We start from the raw sequence: 25551 nt of genomic DNA on the forward strand, positions 1-25551 counted from the left end.
TTTAATGCTTAAACCTTACGCAATATCTCCAACGCCTTTTCAATAGAATCAATTCTAATAAAAGTCAATAACAGACGCAGACCGTTTCTGGTTTCCTTTTCTTTCATTACAGAAGTGGTAGGATTTTTTTGAACAAATTGCAACACTCTAGTGAACATTTCGGTCTGATAATAGCTAGACTGCGTGTCGGAAATAAAATAACCAATCATTCTTTTTTTCTTCAAAATGAGGCGTTCAAAACCAATGTCTTTTGCCAACCATTTTACACGAACGCTATTTAATAAATCTTCAGCTTGTACGGGTAATTCACCAAAACGGTCAATCAATTGTTGTTCAAAGATGTTAAGCTCCTCTTCGGTATTTAAGTCGTTTAAGTCATTGTATAACTTGAGTCTTTCCGTTATGGAGTTGATATAATCATCAGGGAAAAGCAATTCAAAATCCGTATCAATTTGAATTTCTTTTACAAATGGCTTAGGCTTATCTGAAGTGTCTTTATACAAGTCTTTAAACTCATTTTCTTTTAGTTCTTCAATGGCTTCGTTTAATATTTTCTGATAGGTATCAAAACCAATATCATTAATAAAACCACTTTGCTCACCACCTAATAAATCTCCAGCTCCACGAATTTCTAAATCTTTCATGGCTATATTTAAACCACTCCCTAAATCAGAGAACACTTCTAATGCTTGAATACGCTTTCGGGCATCATCCGTCATCATATGATATGGAGGTGTTATAAAATAACAAAAGGCTTTTTTGTTAGATCGTCCAACACGACCTCGCATTTGATGTAAATCTGACAATCCGAAATTATTAGCATTGTTAATGAAAATAGTGTTCGCATTAGGTACATCTAGACCACTTTCCACAATAGTTGTAGAAACCAATACATCAAACTCATTATTCATAAAAGCCATCATAAGTTGTTCTAACTTTTTTCCGTCCATTTGTCCATGGCCAATGGCAACTTTAGCATCTGGAATAAGGCGTTGTATGAGTCCCGCCACTTCTTTAATGTTTTCTATTCGATTATGGATAAAAAACACCTGTCCACCTCTTGAGATTTCATATTGAATGGCATCTCTAATAGTTTCTTCAGTAAAGCGGATCACGTTCGTTTCTATTGGGTGCCTGTTGGGTGGAGCCGTATTGATAACTGATAAGTCACGAGCGGCCATCAATGAAAATTGTAAGGTACGCGGAATAGGAGTTGCGGTCAACGTTAATGTGTCTACATTTTCTTTTATAGTCTTTAGTTTGTCCTTTACGCCAACGCCAAATTTTTGCTCTTCATCAACAATTAGCAACCCTAAATCTTTAAATTTCACTTTCTTGTTCACCAATTGATGTGTACCAATAACAATATCAATGTTTCCAGATTCAAGACCTTTAATAATTTCATTTCGTTGTTTGGTAGTTCTAAATCGGTTCATATAATCTACCACAACAGGTAAGTCTTTTAGCCGTTCAGCAAATGTTCTAAAATGTTGGAATGCCAAAATAGTTGTAGGTACCAATACTGCAACTTGTTTGCCATTATCGACTGCTTTAAAAGCTGCACGAATGGCGACTTCTGTTTTACCGAAACCAACGTCACCACAGACCAATCTGTCCATAGGTTGCTGACTCTCCATATCTGACTTTACATCTTGCGTAGCCGATAATTGGTCAGGCGTATCTTCATACATAAAACTCGATTCCAATTCCAACTGCATATAGCTATCGGGTTTAGATTGATACCCTTTTTGTAATTTTCGCTTGGCATAGAGTTGAATTAAATCATATGCAACCTGCTTAACACGAGTTTTAGTTTTTTGCTTGAGTTTTTTCCAAGCACCAGAACCCAATTTATAAATTTTAGGCGGTTTACCCTCTTTGCCACTAAACTTGCTTATTTTATGTAGTGAATGGATGCTGATATATAGAATATCTCTATCTCCATAAACTAGTTTTATTGCTTCCTGTTTTTTACCTTCAACATCTATTTTTTGCAGTCCACCAAACTTACCAATTCCATGATCCATATGGGTCACATAATCACCAATTTCTAGATTGGTCAGCTCTTTCAGCGTAATAGATTGCTTTTTCGAAAAGCCACTTTTAAGTCGGAATTTATGATAACGTTCAAAAATTTGATGATCTGTATAACAGGCAATTTTTAAATCATTATCGATAAATCCTTCATATATTGGAAAAACAAGGGTTTTATACTTAACATTTTCATCAATGTCTTTAAAAATATCGTGAAAACGTTGAGCTTGCTTTTCATTGGCACAAAAAAGATAATTTTTTAAGCCAAGTTTGGTGTTTTCGTTAAGGTTGTTAATTAATAAATCAAACTGCTTATTAAATGAAGGTTGCGGTTTAATTTGGAATGAAATTTCAACCGCTTGATGTTCTCCGTGTTGTTTATTACCAAAAGCAACCAAGCTAAATTCTTGGAGCTGATTTTTTATAAAGTTACCATCACAGAACAACTCTTCAGGTTCCGCTAATTTTACGGTCTGTTTTTGCTCCGAGAATGCTGATTTTGCTTTTTCAAATAGTCCATTTAGGCTATCAAAAATTAGGTCAGTATTTTTTGCGAAAACAACTGTTTTACTGGAAATGTATTTAAGAAAACTCTCTCGTTTTTCTTGCAGTTTTTTATTTTCAACATTCGGTAAAATACTTATTCTCTTTAGCTTTTCAATGGAAAGCTGCGTTTCAATATCAAAAGTTCTGATACTATCTACTTCATCTCCAAAAAATTCTATTCGATAAGGTTCATCATTAGAAAAAGAAAAAACATCTACAATTCCACCTCTTACAGCAAATTCTCCAGGTTCAGTAACAAAATCAACGCGATTAAAATGATATTCAAAAAGCATTTCATTGACAAAATCGAGTGAAATTGCCATACCAATACTCAGTTTTAGGGTATTTCTGTCCAATTCACTTTTTGTAACTACTTTTTCAAAAAGAGCATCAGGATAGGTAACTATTACTGCAGGTTTTTTACGAGAATTAATTCGATTAAGTACTTCAGAGCGTAATAGAATGTTGGCATTGTCTGTCTCCTCTATTTGATAGGGACGACGGTAAGAGCCAGGATAGAAAAGCACATTTTTGTCCCCTAATAGTTGCTCTAAATCGTTGAGATAATAAGCAGCCTCTTCCTTGTCATTAAAAATGAGTACGTACGGTTTTTCTACAGATAAAAAAGTATTTGAAATGACAAAAGACAATGAAGAACCTGCCAAATGCGATAAAAATAGCTTTTGGTTTTCTTGTTTTAATAATGTAGCAATTCGCTTTACGTTGTCAGATTGCTCATAAAGTTTAACAATGGCTTGTTTGCTCAATTGTTTAGAATTTTAAACTCATTAGCCAAATGGTAATCGAGTGTGAGGGTGCAAAGATAAAATTATAAATAACCTTATTAAAATATCCTCAGTTTATTTATATTTGACAACTTAAAAATTAGACATGTCCATATCAGATTTATATTCAAGTGGTGCTCAAAAAGATAATTTGAGCCATTTTGCCAATATTGTTCAATTAGCTTTGGCTGATGAAAAGCTAACAGATTCTGAAAATGGACTATTGGAGAAATTGTCAAAAACATTTGAAATTGGAGATGATAAGTATCAAGAAATAGTAAAAGATGCTGATAAATTTGCTATACGTCCACCGAATAGTTACGATGAACGTATTGAGCGATTGTTTAAATTGACACAAATGATTTTTGCAGATGATGAAGTTACCGGTTCTGAAATGATTGTGTTGAGACGTGTTGCTATAGGCTTAGGTTTTCCAACAGCTAATGTAGAAACAATTTGTGATGAAGCCGTTCACCTTGTATTAAATGACGAAGACCTCGAAGAATTTACACAAGCAATTAAAGCAGTAAATAAAAGCAAATAGCTTAAAAATCGAAATAAAAGGCCTTTTTAGTTCCAAATTTGGTGATTAATAGCTGAGCGTCAGTATTCGTAATTTTTATTGGACTTAACATTGGCGTTATTGTTTTTTTAGATTTATTTCTTACCTCTATAAAAATGTTATCAATTGAGAGATATTGATTTTCTTCATTTTTAAGAAAAAAGATAGAAACTTTTGAATGTTTATAAGCCAATCCTTTTTCAGCATTGCTAATCAAATCGATACCTTGTTCTTTTAGGTTTGCAATTATTTTTTCTTCTGTATAAAAAGAATTAAAATCAAAATCTAAAGTTAGTTTAGTATACCAATTGTTGAATTTTAACGAATATGGGTTTTCAGGAAATAATAAGGTGTATCTGATTGCTATAAAGAAAATAATTAGAGCTTCAACGATCCAAATAGCGGTAAGTATTAACCCATTTACTGGAGCATCCATACTGCCTAAAGACCATGTGCCATATTTGTTTATTTCAGCAATTATTGAAAAGAAGTTATTAGGATAAAAGAAATAGCTAGTAAATTCATTTAGGTTAGGAATACTGCCTGAAAGAGTAAATAGTATAAAAGCAATCCAATGTGAATAATAAACAATAATTAACGAAAAAAGGGTCAAATAAAGTCTTCTTGTTCTTGTTGTAATTTTAAATATTTTACCGGTTATTTGAATAGAAAATGCTACAGTAAATCCTAATCCAACAGTTATAAAAAAATTAAAATATATAATTGGTATTAAGTATGTCAGATTATAAAGCCAACCTAGAAATACTGATATTAAAAAAATAAAGAAAAATCCCAATATTGCAGATGTTGGGTTTGAATGATTTTGTGCTTCGTATTTAGAAAAATTCATAAAAGAAGGTAAATTTCAGGTCTATTATTTGTTTTTAAAACAACTTACAAATTTTTGAAAATCATCATCAGAGTTATAAACACTTGGTGAAACTCTAATGGCATCACCACGGTAAGAAACATGAATTTGTTCCTCTTTAAATTTTGTTTTTAATTGTTGTAATTGAATATGTTCAGGTAAATAAACACCAAACAGATGTTTACTTCTATAAGCATCATCTTCAATAATACATCCTAAGTTTCTTAGTTCAGAAACTCCTTTCTTAGAAATAGAATGGCAATAATTTTGAAAATGTTCAGGTTGCCATTTCAATAGTTGATTAATACTTTCAGTTAACATCGGAACCAAAATAAAATTACTGCATTCCCCCATATTATAGCGTCCTGCTTTTGGTTGATAGCCAGGATTGTAATTTACCAATTGTGTAAAGTCTTCACTTTTATAACGGTTAATCCAATTATTTTCAAGCGGTTCGCCATCGTTAAAATCGTCAGAATAATAGGCCATACCTAATCCATAAGGGCCCATTAGCCATTTGTAACCCACAGATATGACGGCATCTGGTTTTATTTCTTTAACGGAGAATGGAGCGGCTCCAATAAATTGTGAGCCATCAATAATCAATGCTGCGTTATACAGTTTTGATTTTTCTCTAATTGCCATTAAGTCAAATATTGTACCATCTGCCCAATGAATTGGACCTAAACTAATCACAGCAGTTTTTTTATTTATGGCATCTAATATATTTTTATTCCACGCTTTACCTTTTTCTGTGAGATTTTTTGGAGTAGCAATTACTTTTATTGTTGCTTTTTTTTGGGCAGCTACTTTTTGCCAAGCATAAACATTACTAGGAAATTGAGCATCTACTATTATAATTTCGTCACCAGCTTCAAGTTTTACATTATTAGCGGCATTTGCTAAACCGTACGAGGCGGAAGGAATTATTGCTGTATTGTTAAAATCGGGCACATCAATTAGTTCAGCAAAAGCTTTTTTTAGCATTTCTGGACCATTAAAAAAATCGTCAACACCTATTGTATGAGGAAATCCTTGTTTTGATACTGCGTCATGTCCTGCTTTTTCAACACTTTTTAATTGCGGAGACATGTAAGCCCCGTTAAGATAAGTTATGGATTCAGGAAGGTTAAATAATGATTTTTGATTTGTTAGCATGAAATAAAGAATTGATGTCTATAAAACGGAATACCGATGTATGTGCTGGATTGTTTCTACTGAATCAAAAATAGGTAAAAAATTAATGTAATAAATAACGGAGCCCGAAAAAACCTCTTATTCCTTGATTCGGTGCATAAACATAAGCAGGGTCAAAAGTTAGGGCATACGGATTATCGGCTGTGGCTACAGCATTACCATTTGGGTCAAATTGTACATTTTTATCAAAAGGATCATTAGCACGGGCAATTATAAAGGGATTTCCTTTATTTGGTGTCCAGTTTAATAAGTTCTTTACACCTCCATAAAGTTCTATGTTTTTAAATCCATCATAAGTGAATTGAATATTTTGTATGCTCCAAGCTGGCGAGTATTCATTTCGAGGATCTAAATCACTCAAAAGAGGTAATCGCATTGGTCCGTAAATGTTACCTGTATAATCAACAATGATATTTGGTTTGAAAAATTTATAGGATATTGACCATGTTCCGGTAAACTTTTCCGTTAAAATCTGGTTGGTTTTTATATTATTTTCAGTTTTTGATACCTCTTGAAAAGTAACACCTGCCATTACTTTTAATCCGTTGCTGAAAACAGCATCAACATTTGCACTTAAACCTTTTGTAGTTGCATGTCCATCAAGATTACTATAGATGATTTCATTTGGATTGCTATCATAATCTGGTAAAATTAAATTGGTAAAATGAGTATACCATGCAGAAGCATCTACTGAAAAGATGATATCATTTTTAGTATAGAATTTTTGAAGAAAATTAAGATTAACATTGTAAGAACGTTCTGGTTTTAAGTCTTCAGTAATAATAACCTCTCGTGAACCTGTTAGTGCTGCATGTTCTTCAGTAAACAAATTCACTACTCTAAAACCTGTACCAGCATTTAGTCTGATTATAGCTTCTTCAGAAGGTTTAAATCGATAGGCTAACCTTGGTGTAAAAATATTACCATGTCGGCTGTCATAATCATATCTAGCACCCAAAAGGAGGGTATGCTTTTTGTTAAATGCTATTTCGTCTTGAAGAAATAATGAAGGAATGGTAACTTCATCCGCTTTATTAGTTGCTGGAGTATTGTCATTATAATAATTGTACCGTGCAGCAACACCCATTAAAATATCGTGATTGTTGAGTTTTTTATCCCATGTTAATTGTCCAAAACCAATACGTTGTTGAGCTAAATAGGCAACGTCGCCATAAACAGAATTTTGGTCATGATCGGTATAGGAAAATGAAAGCATCATTTTTTCTTTTATGGGTAATTGGTATTTACTCAAAACTTCAAATCTAGAGGTGTAAATACTCTCACCATAAACTTCATTTCCTCCTCTGTAGCTTTTATTCCAATCCATTTCACCACCCCATCTGTCTTCATAAAAGTATCTACCAGCAATTGAAAAAACTCTGTCATCCTTGCGTTTAAAATCCCATTTTTGAAATAGTGAAATTCTATCTTGTAAAGTTACATCTGTAAAGTTATCGTCGTTGTTATCAATAGGATTGCTATAGTTAAAGTAATTTGCTCCAAATAGCATTGTTGCTTTTTTTCCTAATTTTGATTTAAATCCAAAGTCAGCATTTATTTCACCCCATGATGAGGCATTTCCATCAAAGAAAAATTGAGGAGCATTTTCAGGTATTTTTGTAATTATATTTATGAGTCCACCAACAGCTTCACTACCATATAGAGAGGACGCAGGTCCCTTTACAATTTCTACCTGTTCAATTAATGAATTAGGAATTCCAGATAATCCATAGACTGTTGACAATCCACTAACTATTGGCATTCCATCAATTAAAACCATAGTGTACGGACCTTCTAATCCGTTAATATGAATATCACCTGTGTTACAAACATTACAGTTTAATTGTGGCCGTACTCCATTTACATTCTGTAAGGCTTCAAAAATATTTGGGGTAGGGTTTCTTTTAAAAAAAGTAGGCGTGTAAACTTCAACTGGTACGGGACTTTCTAATCGACTTACGGCCTTTAATGTGCCAGTGACTACAATCTCTTCTAAAGAATTGTCTTCTTTTAAATTGAAGTTTATTTTTAATGGAGTATTGGTAACATTTATTTTCTTTTTTACGGTACCGTATCCTGAAAAGGAAACAAATATAGTGTATGAACCTTCCTTAACGTTCACTATGGTGTAAAATCCATTTTTATCGGTTGCAGCACCTTGTTTTGAGTCAGATAAATAAACATTTGCAAAAGGTAAAGGCCCATCATTACTAGTGATTAATCCCGAAATAGTACTGGTTTGACTAAATAAAGCGGCAGTATGTATCATAAAAATAAGGGTAAATACTCTAAACATAGTTGGTAATTGTATATTAATATTTTGACAAATATAAATATATTTTTAGGTTTGACTAAAAATATATTTAATAAAATTAAAAACGTATATTTGCATAGTCAAAATTATTATATGCTTAGTTCTTCTGAAGAAAATTATTTAAAATCGATTTATCATCTTGAGCTTCTTGAGCCCAAAGGAGTTAGTACCAATGCTATTGCAAAAAAAATGAATACCAAAGCATCATCTGTAACGGATATGGTACAGAAGTTATCTGATAAAAAATTGGTAGTCTATAAAAAATATCAAGGTGTTCAACTTTCTAAAGAGGGAAAAGGAATTGCAGTTTATTTGGTAAGAAAACATCGCTTATGGGAATGTTTTTTAGTAGATAAATTAGATTTTGCATGGGATGAGGTACATGAAATTGCAGAACAGTTAGAGCATATAAAGTCAGACGATTTGGTGGATAAGCTTGATGAATTTTTGGATTTCCCAACGATAGATCCACATGGGGACCCTATTCCAGATAAGGATGGTAACATTACCAAAAGGGAAAAAATTCAATTGTCTTATTTAGAGGTAAACCAAGAAAGTACTTTGTTAGGAGTTAAAGATTCGTCAGACGAATTTTTAAGATATTTAGATAAAAACGAGATTGCAATAGGTCAAAAAATTACGGTACTTGCTAAAGAGCCTTTTGATAATTCTTTAACGATTAAAGTTGGAAAAAAGGAGATGTTAATTTCACAAAAAGCGGCTCATAACTTATATTTAATAAAAAAATGAATTACAATCCAACATATGCATTATTAATATTTTTCGGACTGGTTCTGATATCATATTTATTGTTTAGACCAAAATCAGGATGGTTTTGGGTCATTAAGAATAATTTAAAATCAAACGAAAAAATAGTTATTGAAGATGTTTTAAAACAATTATATCACACGGAGAATGCCGGAAAAGATATGAATTTACATCAGCTAAGTAATTCATTGAAATTTGATGAAAGAACCATAGTTGATGTTATTAAAAAAATGACAATTATTGAATTGTTAACCTTTGATGGCGAAAATTTAAAATTAACGGATTCTGGTAGAGATTATGCATTGCGAATTGTTAGAGTGCATAGGCTTTGGGAAAAATATTTAGCTGAAAAAACAGGTTTTGATAAAATGGAGTGGCACGATCGAGCAGAAGATATGGAGCATAAATTGAGCCATGAGGAAACCGATTTATTAGCCACACATTTAGGAAATCCGCAATATGATCCACATGGAGATCCTATTCCCACCAAATTGGGAAAAGTGGCTGATTTAGAAGGTGAATTTTTGTCATCTTTAAAAGTTGGTTCTGTTGGTAGAATAGTGCATATAGAAGATGAGCCTGATGTAATTTACAAACAAATACTTGCAGAGAAAATTCATATTGGTTCTCAAATAAGAGTTATAGAAAATAATAAAGAACGCGTGGTTTTTTATGCGGAAGGCCAAGAGTTTGTTTTAGCTCCAATAGTTGCGGCAAATATTACCATTACGCTTCTTGAAAAAGAAGAATCATTAGAAGAGAATATGGCTAGATTATCTAGTTTAAAAGATAATGAAGAGGCTTCTATTATAGGAATTTCAAAAGAAAGTAGAGGAGATAGCAGAAGAAGATTATTGGATTTAGGATTTGTAAGGGGTGCTAAAATAAGCATTGATTTAGAGAGCCCTTTTGGTAATCCTATTGCTTATTTAATTAAAGGCACCAGCATTGCTTTAAGGCATGATCAAGCTTCTAAAATTCTCATCAAAAAGGGTATAGAAAATGGAAAATAAAGTAAATAGTGCTTGTGAAACCTGCCCGCAATTTAATGCGAAAGGATTAAAAAAGTTAGGCGTTCATACAGATAATATTGACTATGTAGTCGCTTTAGCGGGTAATCCAAATACAGGAAAAAGTACCGTTTTTAATGCATTAACTGGTTTGCGTCAACATACAGGAAATTGGCCAGGTAAAACGGTGGTTAGAGCCGAAGGTGCTTTTGAGTATAATGACAGTAAATTTAAATTGGTTGATTTACCAGGAACCTATTCACTATTATCTACATCGCAAGATGAGGAGGTGGCACGAGATTTTATTCTTTTCGGAAAGCCTAATGTAACTGTAATTGTTGTAGATGCCAGTAGGTTAGAACGAAATCTAAATTTAGTATTACAAATATTAGAGATTACAGATAAAGCAGTGTTATGCTTAAACCTTATGGATGAGGCCAAAAGAAATAACATTAAAATAGATGAAAGAACGCTCTCTAGAGATTTGGGAATACCTGTGGTGCCAACAAGTGCTCGGTTTAACGAAGGGATTCCTGATTTAATACAAACGATTAGCGAAGTGGCTTCAGGAAAAATAATTTGTAAACCACATAGAATAAAAAATGTACCCAAAAAAATTGAAGATGCTGTTGAAAAGTTGAGTACAGAGATAAAAAAACAGTTTCCAACGATACCAAATAGTCGATGGATTGCCTTTAGATTGTTAGAAGGTGATAATCGTATTATAAAAGCGTTAAAAACAGGTGAATTTGCTTAAAAATAACAAATGAATAAAGACGAGATAGAAAATTTAATAACCTTATCTTCAGATTTACGCTGGAAAATCGGCGACGATTTTCACGATAGTTTAGCAGAAGGTATTTATGCTGATGCTTCTGAAATTTCAAATGCATCAGTAAGCAAAGATAATGAGAAGAAAAAGTTTCGTTTAGATGCGAAGATTGATAGAATTGTAACGAGTAAAACGTGGGGATTTCCAATCATGTTTTTAGTGTTGGCTTTGATATTATGGATTACAATTATAGGTGCTAATTACCCATCAGCTATGTTAGCTGATGTATTGCTAGATATTGTTCATCCCTTTTTAAAAGGATTGGCAGCGGGTATAGGAATGCCGTGGTGGTTAGACGGATTTTTAATTGATGGTGTTTATTTAGCTGTCGCATGGGTTATTGCTGTAATGTTGCCACCCATGGCTATCTTTTTTCCTTTATTTACATTGCTTGAAGATTTTGGTTATTTGCCTAGAGTAGCCTTTAATATGGACTATTTGTTTAAAAAATCTGGAGCTCATGGTAAACAAGCATTAACGATGAGTATGGGTTTTGGCTGTAACGCTGCAGGAGTAGTAGCAACACGAATTATTGATAGTCCAAGAGAACGTTTAATTGCAATTATTACTAATAATTTTTCATTATGTAATGGTCGTTGGCCTACTCAGATATTAATAGCTACCATTTTTATAGGTGCCGTAGTTCCTTCTTCACTTTCTACCGTTGCTTCTATGTCGGCGGTTATTGGAATTGCAATTTTAGGAATATTTTTTATGTTTTTAACATCATGGGCTCTAACGAAAACGGTGTTAAAAGGAGAGGTTTCCACTTTTAATTTGGAATTACCACCTTATCGTCCTCCAAGAGTATTAAAAACAATTTATACTTCATTAATTGACAGAACTTTAATTGTTTTATGGAGAGCTATTGTTTTTGCAGCTCCGGCCGGTGCGGTAATATGGTTAATCTCGAATATTTATATAGGTAATGAAAGTATTGCCGCTTGGACAATAGATTCTTTAGATAGTTTTGGTTTTCTACTGGGTTTAAATGGAGTCATTTTATTGGCGTATATCGTAGCTATTCCAGCAAATGAAATTGTTATACCAACTATTTTGATGTTAACTGTTTTAGTTACTGGTGTTACAGGAGGTGAAGGTGCGGGAGTTATGTTTGAATTAGATTCAGTAAATGCCACAGGCGATTTATTACGATCAGGAGGCTGGACCTTGCTTACAGCGGTTAATTTGATGTTATTTAGCTTGTTGCACAATCCGTGTAGTACAACTATTTATACCATATATAAAGAAACAAATAGTTTAAAATGGACAACTGTGGCTACTCTTTTACCAGTAATTATGGGTTTTGTAGTTACTTTTTTAGTTGCACAAATTTGGCGATTGTTTTGATATAATATACTTTTATAAAAAAATCGATTTGCAACCATCAACATTTCAAGTTTATAATGCATCCGCAGGAAGTGGTAAAACATTTACGCTTGTAAAGTCTTATTTAAAGATTTTATTAGAAACGGAAGAGACGTATCGTTTTCAACATATTTTAGCCGTAACCTTTACCAATAAGGCAGCGGCAGAAATGAAAACTAGGGTGATAGAAAATCTAAGAGCATTTTCTAATCCTGATATTTTAAAAAATAAAACAGACCTTTTTAAGACAATAGAAGCTGATTTTTTAAAGGAAGGAGTAATTGTAAATGATATTGCATTACATCAACGCTCCAAAAAAGTAGTAAATGCTATTCTTCAAAATTATTCTGCATTTAATATAACCACCATTGATAGTTTTACACATCGGTTAATTCGAAGTTTTGCTCATGATTTGGGACTGTCGCTTAATTTTGATGTTGAAATGGATGCCAATTCGTTATTAGACGAGGCTGTAGATCAATTGATTTCTCAAATTGGTGAAGATGCTGAATTAACAACCATTTTAATCGATTTTGCATTACAGAAAACAGATGATGATAAGTCGTGGGATATAACACGAGAACTAAAAGAAATTGCCAAAATATTATTGAATGAAAATGATAAAATACAGCTCGAAAAAATTCAAGAAAAACCAATAAAAGATTTTATTGACTTAAAAAATCAGTTACTTAAAGATCAAAAATTACTAGAAAGCCAATTCAAGTCAATTGGTGAAGAAGGTATAAGAATTATTGAAAATTTGGGATTAAATTTCAATGACTTTTTTAGGTCAATGTTACCCAATCATTTTAAAAATATAGCTTACAATTTAGAAAAGGCTAAATTTTTTAATGTAAATAGCTTAAGAGAAAAGGTAACGAATCAAGAGTTTTATGCAAAATCAAAATCACCTGATATAAAAGCAGCCATTGATGGCGTAGCCTCTGAATTAAGCTCTTTGTATTTTGAGTCTGAAAAAATATATCAAGAATATATTTTAAAGCAACTTTTTCTTAAGAACTTAATTCCACTTGCCGTATTAAGTCGTATTAACAAGACCTTAAACGAGATAAAAGAAGAAAAGAATATTCGCTTAAATGCTGAGTTTAATCAGCTTATAAGTAAAAATTTGCAAGATCAACCGGCACCTTATATTTACGAGCGTATTGGTGAAAAATTCAAGCATTATTTTATTGATGAAATGCAAGATACATCCTTGCTGCAATGGCATAATATCATTCCGTTAATAAAAAACGCTTTGTCTCAAGAACATACCGGATTGCTTTTGGTGGGTGACACCAAACAGTCCATTTATCGTTGGCGAGGAAGTGAGCCAGAGCAGTTCCTAAAATTGGCTCAAGATGGAGATACGCATGCTCATAACCCTTTTCATATAAAAAAAGAGTTACGGTCTTTAGAAACGAATTATCGAAGCTATACGGAGGTTATTAATTTTAACAACAACTTTTTTCAATACATTTCTAATTATTTTAATGAAGTTGATTACAAGGATATTTACTTTAATGAGAATAGGCAACAACAAACCAATAAAGTGGGCGGGTATGTTTCGTTATCTTTTGTTGAAAAAGGCTTAGTTGCTGATGAAAAGGAGTTGGCTTACGGAGAAAAAGTACTACAGATTATTAAAAATGCAGCGGAAGATTTTCAATTAAATGAAATTTGTGTACTCACAAGAACAAAGAAGCATGGTGTTGCTATTGCCAATTTTTTAACAGAAAATAATGTCGATATTATCAGTTCAGAAACGTTGTTATTACAGAATTCTGAAAAGGTTAATTATGTGATTGATGTATTAACCTATCTTCAAAATAACAACGATAAAGAGGCTAAGTTTAATCTGCTCTATTTTTTATATAATCATTTAGGTGTGACTAGTGATAAGCACTTGTTTTTTAAAGAATTAATTGACTTGTCTGTCGTAGAGTTATTTCAGTATTTAAACGATTTTCAAATTGACTTTGACCCTAAAGAAATTGGACAATTACCACTTTATGAAAGTGTTGAGTATATTTTAAGAAGCGTTCATTTTAATGAAACTTCTGATGCCTATTTACAATTCTTTTTAGATGAGGTATTAAAATATTCACTAAAAAAATCAACAGATACTCGAGCGTTTTTAGAATTTTGGAAAGATAAAAAAGATAAGCTCAGTATCGTAGTGCCTGAAGAAAAAAATGCCGTTCAGATTATGACCATTCATAAGTCTAAAGGACTGGAGTTTCCAGTAGTTATTTTTCCTTTCGATTTAGATATTTATAGAGATATGGGGTCTAAAGGTTGGTATTCGATTGAAAACCCTGAAGACTTTAATAATTTTGAGACTTTATTGGTCAATCAGAGTAAATCGTTAGAGAATATTGGCGAACTAGGTCAGCAGTTGTATCAATCCTATCGAAATGAAAAAGAATTAGACAATATTAATTTGCTATATGTAACTTTTACTAGGGCCATTGAGCAATTATATATTATTGGAGAGCAAAAAACGCTGAAGGATAAACCTGCCACTTCTTCTCAGTTTTTAATGGATTTTCTAGATAAAAAAGGGGAGTGGAGTGAGACTAAAACGGAATATACTTTCGGAAATAAAGAAAGAGTTTCTGTTAAGCCTGAGGACAAGAAAAACACGGTACAATTCAATCAATTAATGAGTACTTCTTGGCAATCGCATAACATTGCTATTGTGGCAAATTCTTCATTATTATGGGATAGTGAGCGAGGTGAATCTATTAAATATGGTAATTTAATTCACGAATTGATGGCTCAGATCAAAACGGCAGATGATATTGAAGAGGTTATTCAAAAATATGTGAGTTTAGGGAATATTATTGCGAGTGATAAGGAAACAATTAATGGTTTAATCCATCAAATCGTATCACATCCAAGTTTAGAAAGTTATTACCAGCAGAACAATACAGTCTATAACGAACGTGAGATCTTTACAGAATTAGGTGAGATTATCATTCCCGATCGCTTGGTAATTGATGAAAAGAATAAAGCCACAATTATCGATTATAAAACAGGAAAACCAGAAAAAAAATACCATCATCAACTGAATAGTTATGCTAATGTTGTATCACAATTAGGCTATACTGTTGCTAAAAAAATGTTGGTTTATATAGATGAAGCTATCGCAGTAGAAGAGGTTTTATAATAACTTGATTTTAAATTAAATTGTCCTATTAAATCTCAAACCGCTACTTTTGAGCATTAAACCTAACCTATGAATACCTTAGATATAATATTAGCAGCCTTATTACTTTTCGGATTGGTCCGTGGATTTATGAAAGGTTTTTTTGTAGAAGTTGCCGGATTAGCAGCTTTGGCGTTAGGACTCTATGGAGCTATTCATTTTTCACATTTTGCCTCTAATTATATAGAAAGAAGTGTGGAATGGAATGATAAACAGATTCAAATTGCCTCATTTGCTGTCACTTTTCTAGTGATTATTATTGCAATTTCTTTGGCCGGTAAACTATTGACTAAAATTGCAGATGTTGCAGCATTAGGCCTCTTTAATAAATTTATGGGCGGTGTATTTGGCGTTGCTAAGATTGGATTGATTTTAAGCGTAGTTTTAGTAGTATTTAGTAAATTAAATAGAACAATACCTTTTCTTACAGAGGAGCAAATAGAGGAATCAGAATTGTACGAACCCGTTAGAGGTTTTGTACCCTTAATTTTTCCGAATATAGTTCAAGAGAATGATGAGGTTAATAAAGATGACGTTTAATAACAATCCATCAAAACCGCTCCTTTGTTTTGATAATAGCTTAAAGGTTTGTTTAAATGTTGTTGACAAATCGTATCTAAGGTTTGTATAACGTCTTTTTGCATTACAACAGAACCGCAAATCATAATGACACCTTTGTTTTTAAGAATTTCTGCAATCTGTTCACTGTCCTTTTTTAGCAAATGTTGGACATAAACCTTTTGATCTTTTTCTTGCGACAGAGCCAAATGTAAAGATTGTAAGTTTCCATTGTTAAGGTAGGTTACCACTTCTTTTTTATACAATTCAAATGAAGCGTTTGTGCGGCCACCCCAATAGAGTTGTAATACAGCATTTTTGTTGTTTTCATGCATCATGCCTAAATAGGGGCCAATACCAGTTCCTGTAGCAATTAACACTACATTTTTTGCTTTTTTAGGAAAATGGAAGCCTTTATTTTTTAGAATACTACATTCTATTTTGTCACCAATGTTCAGATTATTAAGCGTATTAGAAACATAACCATCGTCATGCAATTTTACGCTAATTGAAATGGTGTTTCTATCTGATTTTCCAATAGAATAAAGACGTTCTCTATCATCTTTATCACTAGTTATTGATAATAAATCACCAGATTTGAACCTTACTTTACCTAAGGAAACCTTTAGACGAATTAAAAAAGTGTTATCAGATTGTTCATTTGCTTTTGTGTTTTTTATGACTTCAAATGTGTAGGTTTTTCGTTTCTTTTTTGAGAGGATAGCTTCAGGTAATCTTATATCTAAATTTTCTTTTTCTTTCCATTGCAGTAACCATTGGTTAAAAGATGCTAAAGACTGATTATTAATAGTAAAAACATTATCCAATCGATTGTTATTAGGATGTTGTTGTAACATTTCATCAACATCATATGCATATTTACAAAAGTCAGGATAAGCTAATGAACCAAATCCCACAACAGAATAATCAAAGGGTTTTCCTTGTTGATGAGTTTCTAATAGTGATTGGAATTTCTTTGCATTCGTTGGGGCTTCTCCTTTACCATATGTTGCTGTCATCACAATTAGATGTCGCATGTTTTTATAGCTACTATAACTGTTTAGTTCTGCTAAGAACGATTTTTTACCAAGCCTTATTAATTCTGAATGTAGAGCATTGGCAAAATAGAATGTATTACCATTTTCTGAACCGATAAGAATCACATATTCACAAGCATCTTTTTTAAAGCGATTTTTAATTCGCGACTTTCTGCGTTGCAAGGCAATGGTAAATCCTGAATACATAAAAAATAATATTCCAACACAGGCTAACAATAAGATAATACTCCAAATAATACTGGCTTGCCCTGTGTGGAAAATAAGACTGTAATAAGAAATAATTGCTGTAAACGGATAATTAACCTCGCTAACAATGTCACCGTTAAATTGATTTACTAATACTTCTTTATCCTTTAATTGTAATAAAAAATAACTGTCTGAAAATTCAGCGAAAGGGAATTCTATTTTTCTGACTTCAGATAACCTTGTATTATTGAAAATATCGAAATCTGATAATTGTAATACCGGTTCTTCGGCAAAAAGGGTATCTTCTTGATGAACTATTTTAGCTTTTGGAATAATGGCAAACTGCTCTAATGAAAGATAAACACCACTTATGGTGATAATCAGTATGGGAATTAACAACCATCTTCCAAATAGCGTATGATAATACGGATTGAATTTTTCTTTTACAATGGGTCTAAAAAAGCCACGAAAGCCTCCTTGCTTTTTTAAGATTAGAAAAATTCCTGTTATACTAATTAAAAAAAGTAATAATGAGCTCAGTCCAATAAAAAAACGCCCAATGCTTTTTAGAAATAACGAACGATGTAGGTTGGTTGCAAATTGAAATATGGAATTTGTTTCGGTAGGTTTTCCTAAATTTTCTCCAGTTTTAGGATTAATATAGAAGATTTCGTTATTGCCTTCTTTATCTATTATTGATGCAGTAACCCAATCATTTTTATCAATTTCTACAGAGATAATTTCAGTATAATTTTCACGAAGTGTAGTCGCTATTTCAGCAACGGTAATCTCGTTTAAATTATTAGTTGTGTAAGGTTGTACACGATTTGTAATAGGCTCAAATGCTAATATAATTCCAGTTATGGAAGCTAGTAAGATAAAAATAGAAGAAGATACAGCCAAAACAAGATGACTGTACCTCCAAACTGAAATTGTCATAAATTAATTTTAAAGTCCACTGTTTTAAAATTTCAACCAATAATAATCAAAAGTCAAAAATTTAAAGAATTACTATTTTAATTGTTGTTTTTTCTCCCGAAACTTCGAGATTGGAACATATTTGCAATTTGCCTTTTGTGATTTTAATCTATTTACAAAATATGATATATGAAATCCATTTTATTTCTGCGGAAGCATTCTTATATAACGGATGTAGCCAGTACCATCTACTTTACTTTTTACACTTTCTGAGGTCAATTCAAAAGTTACGTCATCTGCAACATATTTTTGATCTTCAACAGCAGTTTCAAAACGAATTTTATATCCTTTGTTTAATAAGTCGTCATCTATTTTAATGACTTTAATGGTACGTTCTCCACCGCTAATTGTGGCTCCAGTAATTGCATCGATAGTATTGGTTGTATTTTCAAAATAGTTCCACCAATTTGTTAAATCGTGATACCACTCATTATCATCGCCAATTACATTTAAAGTCTCTACGTAATTGCCTTGAGCATCTAATAAAGAAACGGCAATATAAGCTCCTTCACCATCGTAATTAATAAGCTGAATCATGCATTTGTAAGAGGTGCTTTTGGCTACTGGACTAAAAGCAGCAAGAGTTAGTACCGTTACGATGCTTAAAATAAATAGTTTAAATTTCATGTGTTTATATTTATTGCCTGCCACGATGGCAAGCTTGGTTTTTCAATGGATCTCAAAGTAGCTCCGAGATTATTCACAATTTATAATTTTAAAAATTCGATAGTATTCTTGTTTAAAAATTCATTCTCTAATGCTAAATCATAGGCTGACTCTTCAAAGTCTGTTAAAACACTTGATTTTGCTCCTAAGGAAATTAAATGTTTGATAATTTTTGCATTATCGGTTGTCATTGCAGCAATGTGCAATGGCGTTAGTCCGTTGCTGTTTTTAGCGTTAATATCAACTTTTATGTTAGCAATTTTATCTAATAAATCAGTATCGTTTTTGGTTACCGCCAAATGCATAAGGTTGTTGTTTTCCTTTTGGATGTGTAACATTTCCAATCCTTTTTTGGTTAGTAAATCCCACTTTTCATTAAATTGTTTTATATTTCTTTTAGAGTAAGAATCAACAAGGTAGTAAGCAAGATTGTTATTATCTTTATCCAAACTATTGATATCCGCACCTTTATTAATTAAAAAGGAAACTACATCGGGTGAGTTAGCAGCAACAGCATTGGTTAATGCTGATTTTCCTACTTTGTTTTTAGCATTTATAGCTACATTTTTATCAACAAAATAGGTAATAATCTCTAAATTATTTCTGCCAGCGGCATTTATTAAAGCGGTATTACCTTCGCTATCTGCTTTGGTTGGATCAACACCTTTTTCTATAAAATAATCGAATATGGCCTTATCTTTATTACCAGATGCTAATTTATGAATTGGGTTAACTCCTTTTTTATTTGTGATGTTTGGGCTAATACCTAAACCTTCTAAATACTTAAAGAATGCTAGGCTATTGCCACCACCACGACCTACCGTAGCTGCTTCTAAAAAAGCATTACCACCATCTGAGTTGGTATCTTTATAAGAGATTCCTTTCTTAATTAGTAATTCAATTATTTCTTTATTCCCAGATCGTGCAGCATAATCTATGGTGTTTAAACCAGACTTGTCTGTAGCAGATAATTTTAAACCCTTTTTGATAAAATAGTCTAACTCGTTTAAGTTTTTGGCTCTACCAATCAACTGATGTAATGCGTTTGCACCTTTTGGATTGGTTTCATTTATGGTGGCACCGTTAGCTAAAAGCAAGTTGTAAAGTTCAGGATTGGTTTGTCCACCTCCAGCTGCAAAAAGTAAAACCGTACTCCCTTTATCATCAAGTATGTCCGTTTTTGCTCCATTGCTGATAAGGTGTTTCATTACAGGTAAATTCCCTTTTAAACCTGCCCAAAACAAATACGTACGACCGTCATGTGTAATCTTGTTAACATCGTTACCATCATAGCTTAATAGATGTTTAATAACATCATCAGATGCGTTGGCTAAAATGGCATTTACAGTAGCGTCAAAGTTGCTTGAGCTTAATGCTGTGGCATCATTACCTGCTTTTACTTGTTGTACTACATCAGCAATTGTGGTCGTTGGTTTCCAGAAGTCGCGACTCCAGAAAATATTAGTTTGCTGTGCTGTAATTGTACTGGCAATAACTAATAATATTATTGTAAAATATTTTTTCATAAGTTAAGATTAAATATACTGCCCGATAATGAAATCGGGCAGTAAAGATATGAGAAATTAATACACTCCAAGGTAAAATGAGTCTGCACCATTATCAAGTTCGGCTCCTATTGTAAAGCCATCTGGTGATGTGCTTTGTGGATCGAACATATAGATGTTACCTGATTCTCCAAGAGGAGCAATAGCCATATAGAAATTACCATCTTTTCCTAAAACACCAGATTGGTAATACCACATCCATAAATTATTAGGTAGGTTCAGCTTCACGGCAGTTTTGTTGTATAGATCTACTCTGGCAACACCCCAAGGCGTAGTATCGTCACTTCCACTTCCTATTGTGGCATCGTAATATGGAGCATACCCTATTCCGTTACCTACATAGTACCAGCCATTAGCACCAACGTTAGTCATACCCAATGCAGTTGATAAATCTAATTCATAAGCGTTGTCATAAGCTCCATTTTTTATTTTAATTAATTTAGCAGGCTCTGCTGTTAAATGATAAATATCTCCCAATTCATCAGTATGGTAAACAGGGGCACGGTAGCCATATGTAGAGCCTTGAGCTACCTCAGATTCTAATAAAGTAGGATTTTCTAAAGATGGATAATCAACCACTAATGTTGTGGCTTTATAATCAGTTGTGTTAATGTTTTCATGAGTATTTGGGTCATAACCTCTCTTGGCAACACCGTAGTATGCCTTTCCACCTTGGATAGTAGGATTGTCTATTCTCCAAATATGTAAGCCATCTTCCGTATGAGGAATAACAACTTCTGACTTTTCAGCCAATGATAAATCAGCTAATTCAATACGTTGTAAAACTGCAGTTGCATCAGTACGCGTATAGATATCATCTACATAAATGTGCTCCGTGTTTATGGTATGTACAAGAGCATCATCAGCATTAAGTACTTTCCATCTTGGATACGCCGTACCCATTGCAATTTGTACATTGGTTTCTTCTAGTTGTACATAATTTGAACCTCCTTTGATTTCATATTTGTATAAAAATCCACCTCCATAACTTAGGTTATATAAGTATTTTCCAGATGGTGATCCGTAAATTCTTGCTGTACGAACAGAAGGAACCTCAAAACCTTCTCCGTCAAATGAAATGCTTCCATTTGATATGTCTGTGAAGGCTTGTGCATAAGTACCAGAATTTCCTTCTGAACTTACTCCAAAAGCTACATTGTAAAATTCCTGATTACCTACCAGAATGGGTTCTTCTGGATCGTCATTGGAGTCGCAGCTTGTAAATAGTGCACCTATTAAGGTTGCTGATAATAGCAATGATTTGCTTATTGATATTAAATTTGTTTTCATAATAATAGAAATAATTTATATTGATTTATATGATTTAAAATATGGGTCTATAGGTTAGTTTAATGTAGAAAGACCGACCAGGTTTTTGCATTGCCCAGTTGTCAAAAACTTGTTCGTCTGTAATATTTTTAGCATTAAAACTTAGGGTGATTTTATTATTTGGTGCTGTATAAGAAGCTCCAAAGTCATGTATCGCTTGTGTTGGAATGTAGGCTTTTCCTGTACTGGCATAACTCTCCCAGTTTCTGAAAAATTCATGCGTATATCCGAAATTATAATTGACCGAAAATTTAGAGTTCTCTTTAAATAATTTATTGAACTTGTATTCTATATAAGTATTTGAAGTGAGGTAAGGTGTATTTCGCAACCGATCCCCATAATGGCCGTATTCTGATCCATTTTCATCATATCTTAAATTGTAACGGGCATTAAAGTTGGAAAAGTTAGTCGCTATAAAAAGACGATTATCGTAATTGTATTTTAATTCTACATCAAAACCTGAACTCTTAACTTTTCCAAGATTTTCATATCCGTAGGTATCCGATATGCTATTGCTTATTCCCCTAATAATTAGATCTCTAATATCTCTAATAAAATAGTTCGCTTCTAAGTTAAAACTATGTTTGTTTAGGGTGTAAGTACCTAAAAGAAAGCCCAGGTTAAAGTTATTACTGTTTTCTGGTAGTAAGTCATAAGTTGGTTCAATTCCTCCACTTGTATTACCTAAAAGTTCTGAGTCACCCGGCATACGGACTGCTTTTTCTGCAGAGGTTAACAACGTTATTTTTGGTGAAACAGCATAAGATAGAGCAATTCCATAACCGTTAAAGTCAATATCATTTTTATTTATCAATGATTTAATCTCATTGTCTTCTCTAATACGGTCTAAAAGTTTAACATGTTGTTTATAATATTTATAAAAAAGATTTGCTTTTAGTTTTTCATCTAGAAAATCACTTTCATAAGTAACACTAGCTATTTGTTTCGTAAGATAGCGGGTATCTGATAAGTCTTGGATTGACTGTGGTCGTAAAGGGTCATTAACATCTCTCGTAAATCGGTTGAAAAAGTAATGTACTCCAATTTTATGATGTGGATGTATTTGGTAAGAAATATTTGTTCTATTAGCAATATTTACTTCCTTATTATTCTCTAAAGTTGCATCTCCAGCTTCTCCACCATTACTTTGCCAATTGATAGGATTACCTTCATCATCCCTAATTATGTCACCTAGCCAATTGTACATAACAGACATGGTATCTATAACCTTTCTATTTGTGTGCGAAAATGAGGTGAATGTATTTGCAGACAAACCTTTTAATAGGATGTCGTTTTTACTATATTTTAGAGAAGCCATTTTACTGTCGAGTTTGCTTCGTCTATTTCCATAAACAATATCCATAGTTGGTCCAGTCTGTATGTCATTATCCATATCAGAAATCATTAAGCCAAGTGTGATTTCATCGGCCCAACTTTTTGAGGTATAGCCAATATTGGCTTTTAGACCTTTAGATTTATAATCATCATGGAAACGTTCTGCTCTTACATAGTCTACTTTTCCAGTGTTGGGATCAATAACATATACATTATCACCCCAAACTTCATAATTATTATCTGTACTGTTGTAAAATGTAGAAACGTCAACATTGAAATTGGTTTCAGGGTTTCTATATCCTGCATCTACATTAACTTGATGCGTGTTAAAAGAGCCAAATGAATAAGAAGCACTTAAATGAGTACCAATACTTTTTTTAAGTACGATATTAATACCTCCACCTAAGGCATCTTCAGATAATTCTGCAGGTAAAACACCCTTGTAAGTCTCAATCCTTTCAATCATGGCAGGTGGAATACTTGATAATGAAAAGGACTCACCATAATTTCGGATTGGAATTCCATCAATAAAAATTCTGACAGAATTACCAGTAAGTCCGTTAAGGTTAAAATGGGTATGAGAACCTAATCCACCTGATTGTCGAATTTTAACTCCTGACGTGCGATTTAAAAGTTCAGTAGATTGCAAATTCTGAACTGCCATTTCTTGTGTGTTTACCACATCTATAGCATACCCTTTTTCTTTGATAAGTTTTCCCTTCGATTTGCTAACGACGATAACATCGTCTAGGGCAATTCCTTCATCATTTTTTAGAACAACCGATAAGTGGTCAGATTTTTCACTAAGGTCTACTTTGATTGTGATGCCTTTAGTCTCAAAAGTTTTGATAAATACGGAGTAGATGCCGGCAGGTACGTCAGAAAAAATAAAGTTTCCATTTTCGTCAGTGTAAGTGCTTTTATTTAGCTTTTTAATATAAACCAATGCCATTTCTACTGGGGAACCATTTTTGTAACTCACTTTACCTGATAAGCCCATTAGGTTGTCATCCTCAGTGGAATAACAAAAGCTGTTCATACTAAAGCAAAAAGATAAAAATAATAGAGGTAGCGTCTTCAATTCTTATTTAGATTAATTACAAATAAGATGCAAATATATAAATATTTCTTATTTAGACTCATTAAAGATAAGAAAATTTATTTTTTTTTAATTGGTCACTATTTTTTAAAAAATCTATATTTCATAAGGGTTAAAGCCTGGTGATACTGTTTTGTTCAGTGCTAATAAAAGTATATAAGTACCATATCAAAAAGTAAATCATTCGATGAGAACATAATGTATGTATAAGAATTATGAAAAATAGATCGTCTAAATGTCCTTGAAATTTAATCTTTAACTAAAAGACCAGTCATTATATAGTTTTTAACTATTTTTGAAATCAGAAAAAATATAATCGGTCTTTTGAGGTATAGACTTTGGTCTGTAGTCAAAAGACTTTTAGCTAAATAATATGTCAACAGCAAAAAAAGAATATAAAAGAGTTACTACTAAATCTTTAGTAGAAATGAAGCGTAACAATCGTAAAATTGCTATGCTAACGGCCTATGATTATACCATGGCAAAAATTATCGATAACGCAGGTATAGATATTATTTTGGTTGGAGATTCTGCCTCTAATGTAATGGCAGGTCACGAAACTACATTGCCTATTACTTTAGATCAAATGATTTATCATGCTTCTTCTGTAATAAGAGCCATTGAAAGATGTTTAGTAGTAGTAGATTTACCTTTTGGAAGTTATCAAGGTAATTCGAGAAATGCCTTAGATAGTGCGATTAGAATAATGAAAGAATCTGGAGCACATTCTATAAAAATGGAAGGTGGAGAAGAAATTGCTGAATCCATAAAAAGAATTTTATCTGCAGGTATCCCTGTAATGGGTCATTTAGGATTAACACCACAATCCATTTATAAATTTGGATCTTATACTGTGAGAGCCAAAAAAGATACAGAGGCTGAAAAGTTAAAAAAAGATGCATTACTATTAGAAGATTTAGGTTGCTTTGCAGTTGTGTTAGAAAAAGTTCCTGCTAAATTAGCGGAAGAAGTAGCTAGAAGTCTTACCATACCTGTAATTGGTATTGGTGCTGGAAACGTTGACGGTCAGGTACTTGTCACACATGATATGCTTGGTATGACTCATGAATTTAGTCCACGATTTTTACGAAGATATTTAGATTTATATAATGAAATGGATGGTGCCTTTAAAAAATATATAACTGATGTAAAAAGCGGTGATTTCCCAAATGATGATGAGCAGTATTAATACATGTTTTTTTTATATAGGGGTAATATTTACAGCAGTTTTGAAGAAAACTTTAACATTTGAGGTGAAATCCCCTTAAAAAATTCCCAATTT

At 32.6% G+C, this 25551-nt stretch carries 17 protein-coding genes; 8 read left to right on the top strand and 9 right to left on the bottom strand.

Translation table 11 applies throughout. From position 1 onward, the window contains the following. Positions 1-8: 8 nt before the first annotated feature. Positions 9-3347, bottom strand: a complete 3339-nt coding sequence (mfd, locus tag JBL43_RS17900; RefSeq protein WP_198842762.1) for a transcription-repair coupling factor — start codon at positions 3345-3347, stop codon at positions 9-11. A 124-nt stretch (positions 3348-3471) separates the two neighbouring features. Between mfd and JBL43_RS17905 the strand changes: the two genes are divergently transcribed. Continuing rightward, positions 3472-3909, top strand: a complete 438-nt coding sequence (locus JBL43_RS17905; protein WP_198842763.1) for a tellurite resistance TerB family protein — start codon at positions 3472-3474, stop codon at positions 3907-3909. Position 3910: 1 nt separating this feature from the next. Here JBL43_RS17905 and JBL43_RS17910 read toward each other — a convergent pair whose 3' ends face one another. The 3 genes from JBL43_RS17910 to JBL43_RS17920 all read right to left on the bottom strand — a co-directional run bounded on the left by JBL43_RS17910 (position 3911) and on the right by JBL43_RS17920 (position 8261). Beyond that, positions 3911-4777 (bottom strand): hypothetical protein, encoded by an 867-nt coding sequence (locus JBL43_RS17910; RefSeq protein ID WP_198842764.1) that lies wholly within the window; start codon positions 4775-4777, stop codon positions 3911-3913. Positions 4778-4801: 24 nt separating this feature from the next. Next, positions 4802-5953 carry an aminotransferase class V-fold PLP-dependent enzyme gene (locus tag JBL43_RS17915; protein ID WP_198842765.1) on the bottom strand — a complete coding sequence of 384 codons (1152 nt, stop codon included), beginning with the start codon at positions 5951-5953 and terminating at the stop codon, positions 4802-4804. Between the two features lie 82 nt (positions 5954-6035). Beyond that, the gene (locus tag JBL43_RS17920; RefSeq protein ID WP_233098824.1) at positions 6036-8261 is read right to left on the bottom strand and encodes a TonB-dependent receptor; all 2226 of its coding nucleotides are present in this window, start codon (positions 8259-8261) and stop codon (positions 6036-6038) included. A gap of 138 nt (positions 8262-8399) precedes the next feature. Here JBL43_RS17920 and JBL43_RS17925 point away from each other — a divergent pair, with 138 nt between their 5' ends. From JBL43_RS17925 to JBL43_RS17945, 6 genes are all read left to right on the top strand, one after another. After that, complete coding sequence (locus tag JBL43_RS17925; protein WP_117883926.1) at positions 8400-9056, top strand: metal-dependent transcriptional regulator; 657 nt, start codon at positions 8400-8402, stop codon at positions 9054-9056. Next, entirely contained in the window at positions 9053-10087 is a 1035-nt protein-coding gene (locus JBL43_RS17930; protein WP_198842767.1) for a metal-dependent transcriptional regulator, read from the top strand. Before JBL43_RS17925 ends, JBL43_RS17930 begins: the two co-directional genes overlap by 4 nt. Then, complete coding sequence (locus JBL43_RS20490; RefSeq protein ID WP_394344119.1) at positions 10077-10841, top strand: FeoB small GTPase domain-containing protein; 765 nt, start codon at positions 10077-10079, stop codon at positions 10839-10841. Before JBL43_RS17930 ends, JBL43_RS20490 begins: the two co-directional genes overlap by 11 nt. A gap of 9 nt (positions 10842-10850) precedes the next feature. Further along, a complete protein-coding gene (locus JBL43_RS20495; protein ID WP_438839437.1) occupies positions 10851-12266 on the top strand; it encodes a nucleoside recognition domain-containing protein in 1416 nt (471 codons plus the stop codon). Between the two features lie 28 nt (positions 12267-12294). Continuing rightward, positions 12295-15456, top strand: a complete 3162-nt coding sequence (locus tag JBL43_RS17940) for a UvrD-helicase domain-containing protein (RefSeq protein WP_198842768.1) — start codon at positions 12295-12297, stop codon at positions 15454-15456. A 69-nt stretch (positions 15457-15525) separates the two neighbouring features. Then, positions 15526-16035, top strand: coding sequence for a CvpA family protein (locus tag JBL43_RS17945; protein WP_198842769.1), 510 nt, complete (start codon positions 15526-15528; stop codon positions 16033-16035). On the opposite strand, the gene JBL43_RS17950 is transcribed toward JBL43_RS17945, so the two are convergent. From JBL43_RS17950 to JBL43_RS17970, 5 genes are all read right to left on the bottom strand, one after another. Continuing rightward, entirely contained in the window at positions 16032-18236 is a 2205-nt protein-coding gene (locus JBL43_RS17950) for a PepSY domain-containing protein (RefSeq protein ID WP_198842770.1), read from the bottom strand. The genes JBL43_RS17945 and JBL43_RS17950 overlap by 4 nt on opposite strands. 180 nt (positions 18237-18416) lie before the next feature. Next, the gene (locus tag JBL43_RS17955) at positions 18417-18902 is read right to left on the bottom strand and encodes a DUF2271 domain-containing protein (RefSeq protein ID WP_198842771.1); all 486 of its coding nucleotides are present in this window, start codon (positions 18900-18902) and stop codon (positions 18417-18419) included. Between the two features lie 80 nt (positions 18903-18982). After that, on the bottom strand, positions 18983-20467 hold the full coding sequence (locus JBL43_RS17960; RefSeq protein ID WP_198842772.1) for an ankyrin repeat domain-containing protein: 1485 nt from the start codon (positions 20465-20467) through the stop codon (positions 18983-18985). Positions 20468-20524: 57 nt separating this feature from the next. Further along, positions 20525-21796 (bottom strand): DUF4374 domain-containing protein, encoded by a 1272-nt coding sequence (locus JBL43_RS17965; protein ID WP_198842773.1) that lies wholly within the window; start codon positions 21794-21796, stop codon positions 20525-20527. 34 nt (positions 21797-21830) lie between these two features. Beyond that, complete coding sequence (locus JBL43_RS17970; RefSeq protein ID WP_198842774.1) at positions 21831-24209, bottom strand: TonB-dependent receptor; 2379 nt, start codon at positions 24207-24209, stop codon at positions 21831-21833. 433 nt (positions 24210-24642) lie between these two features. Here JBL43_RS17970 and panB point away from each other — a divergent pair, with 433 nt between their 5' ends. Continuing rightward, on the top strand, positions 24643-25458 hold the full coding sequence (panB, locus tag JBL43_RS17975; RefSeq protein ID WP_198842775.1) for a 3-methyl-2-oxobutanoate hydroxymethyltransferase: 816 nt from the start codon (positions 24643-24645) through the stop codon (positions 25456-25458). Positions 25459-25551: the final 93 nt, after the last annotated feature.

The sequence above is a fragment of the Aureibaculum flavum genome, assembly GCF_016406085.1.
GTDB lineage: Bacteria > Bacteroidota > Bacteroidia > Flavobacteriales > Flavobacteriaceae > Aureibaculum > Aureibaculum flavum.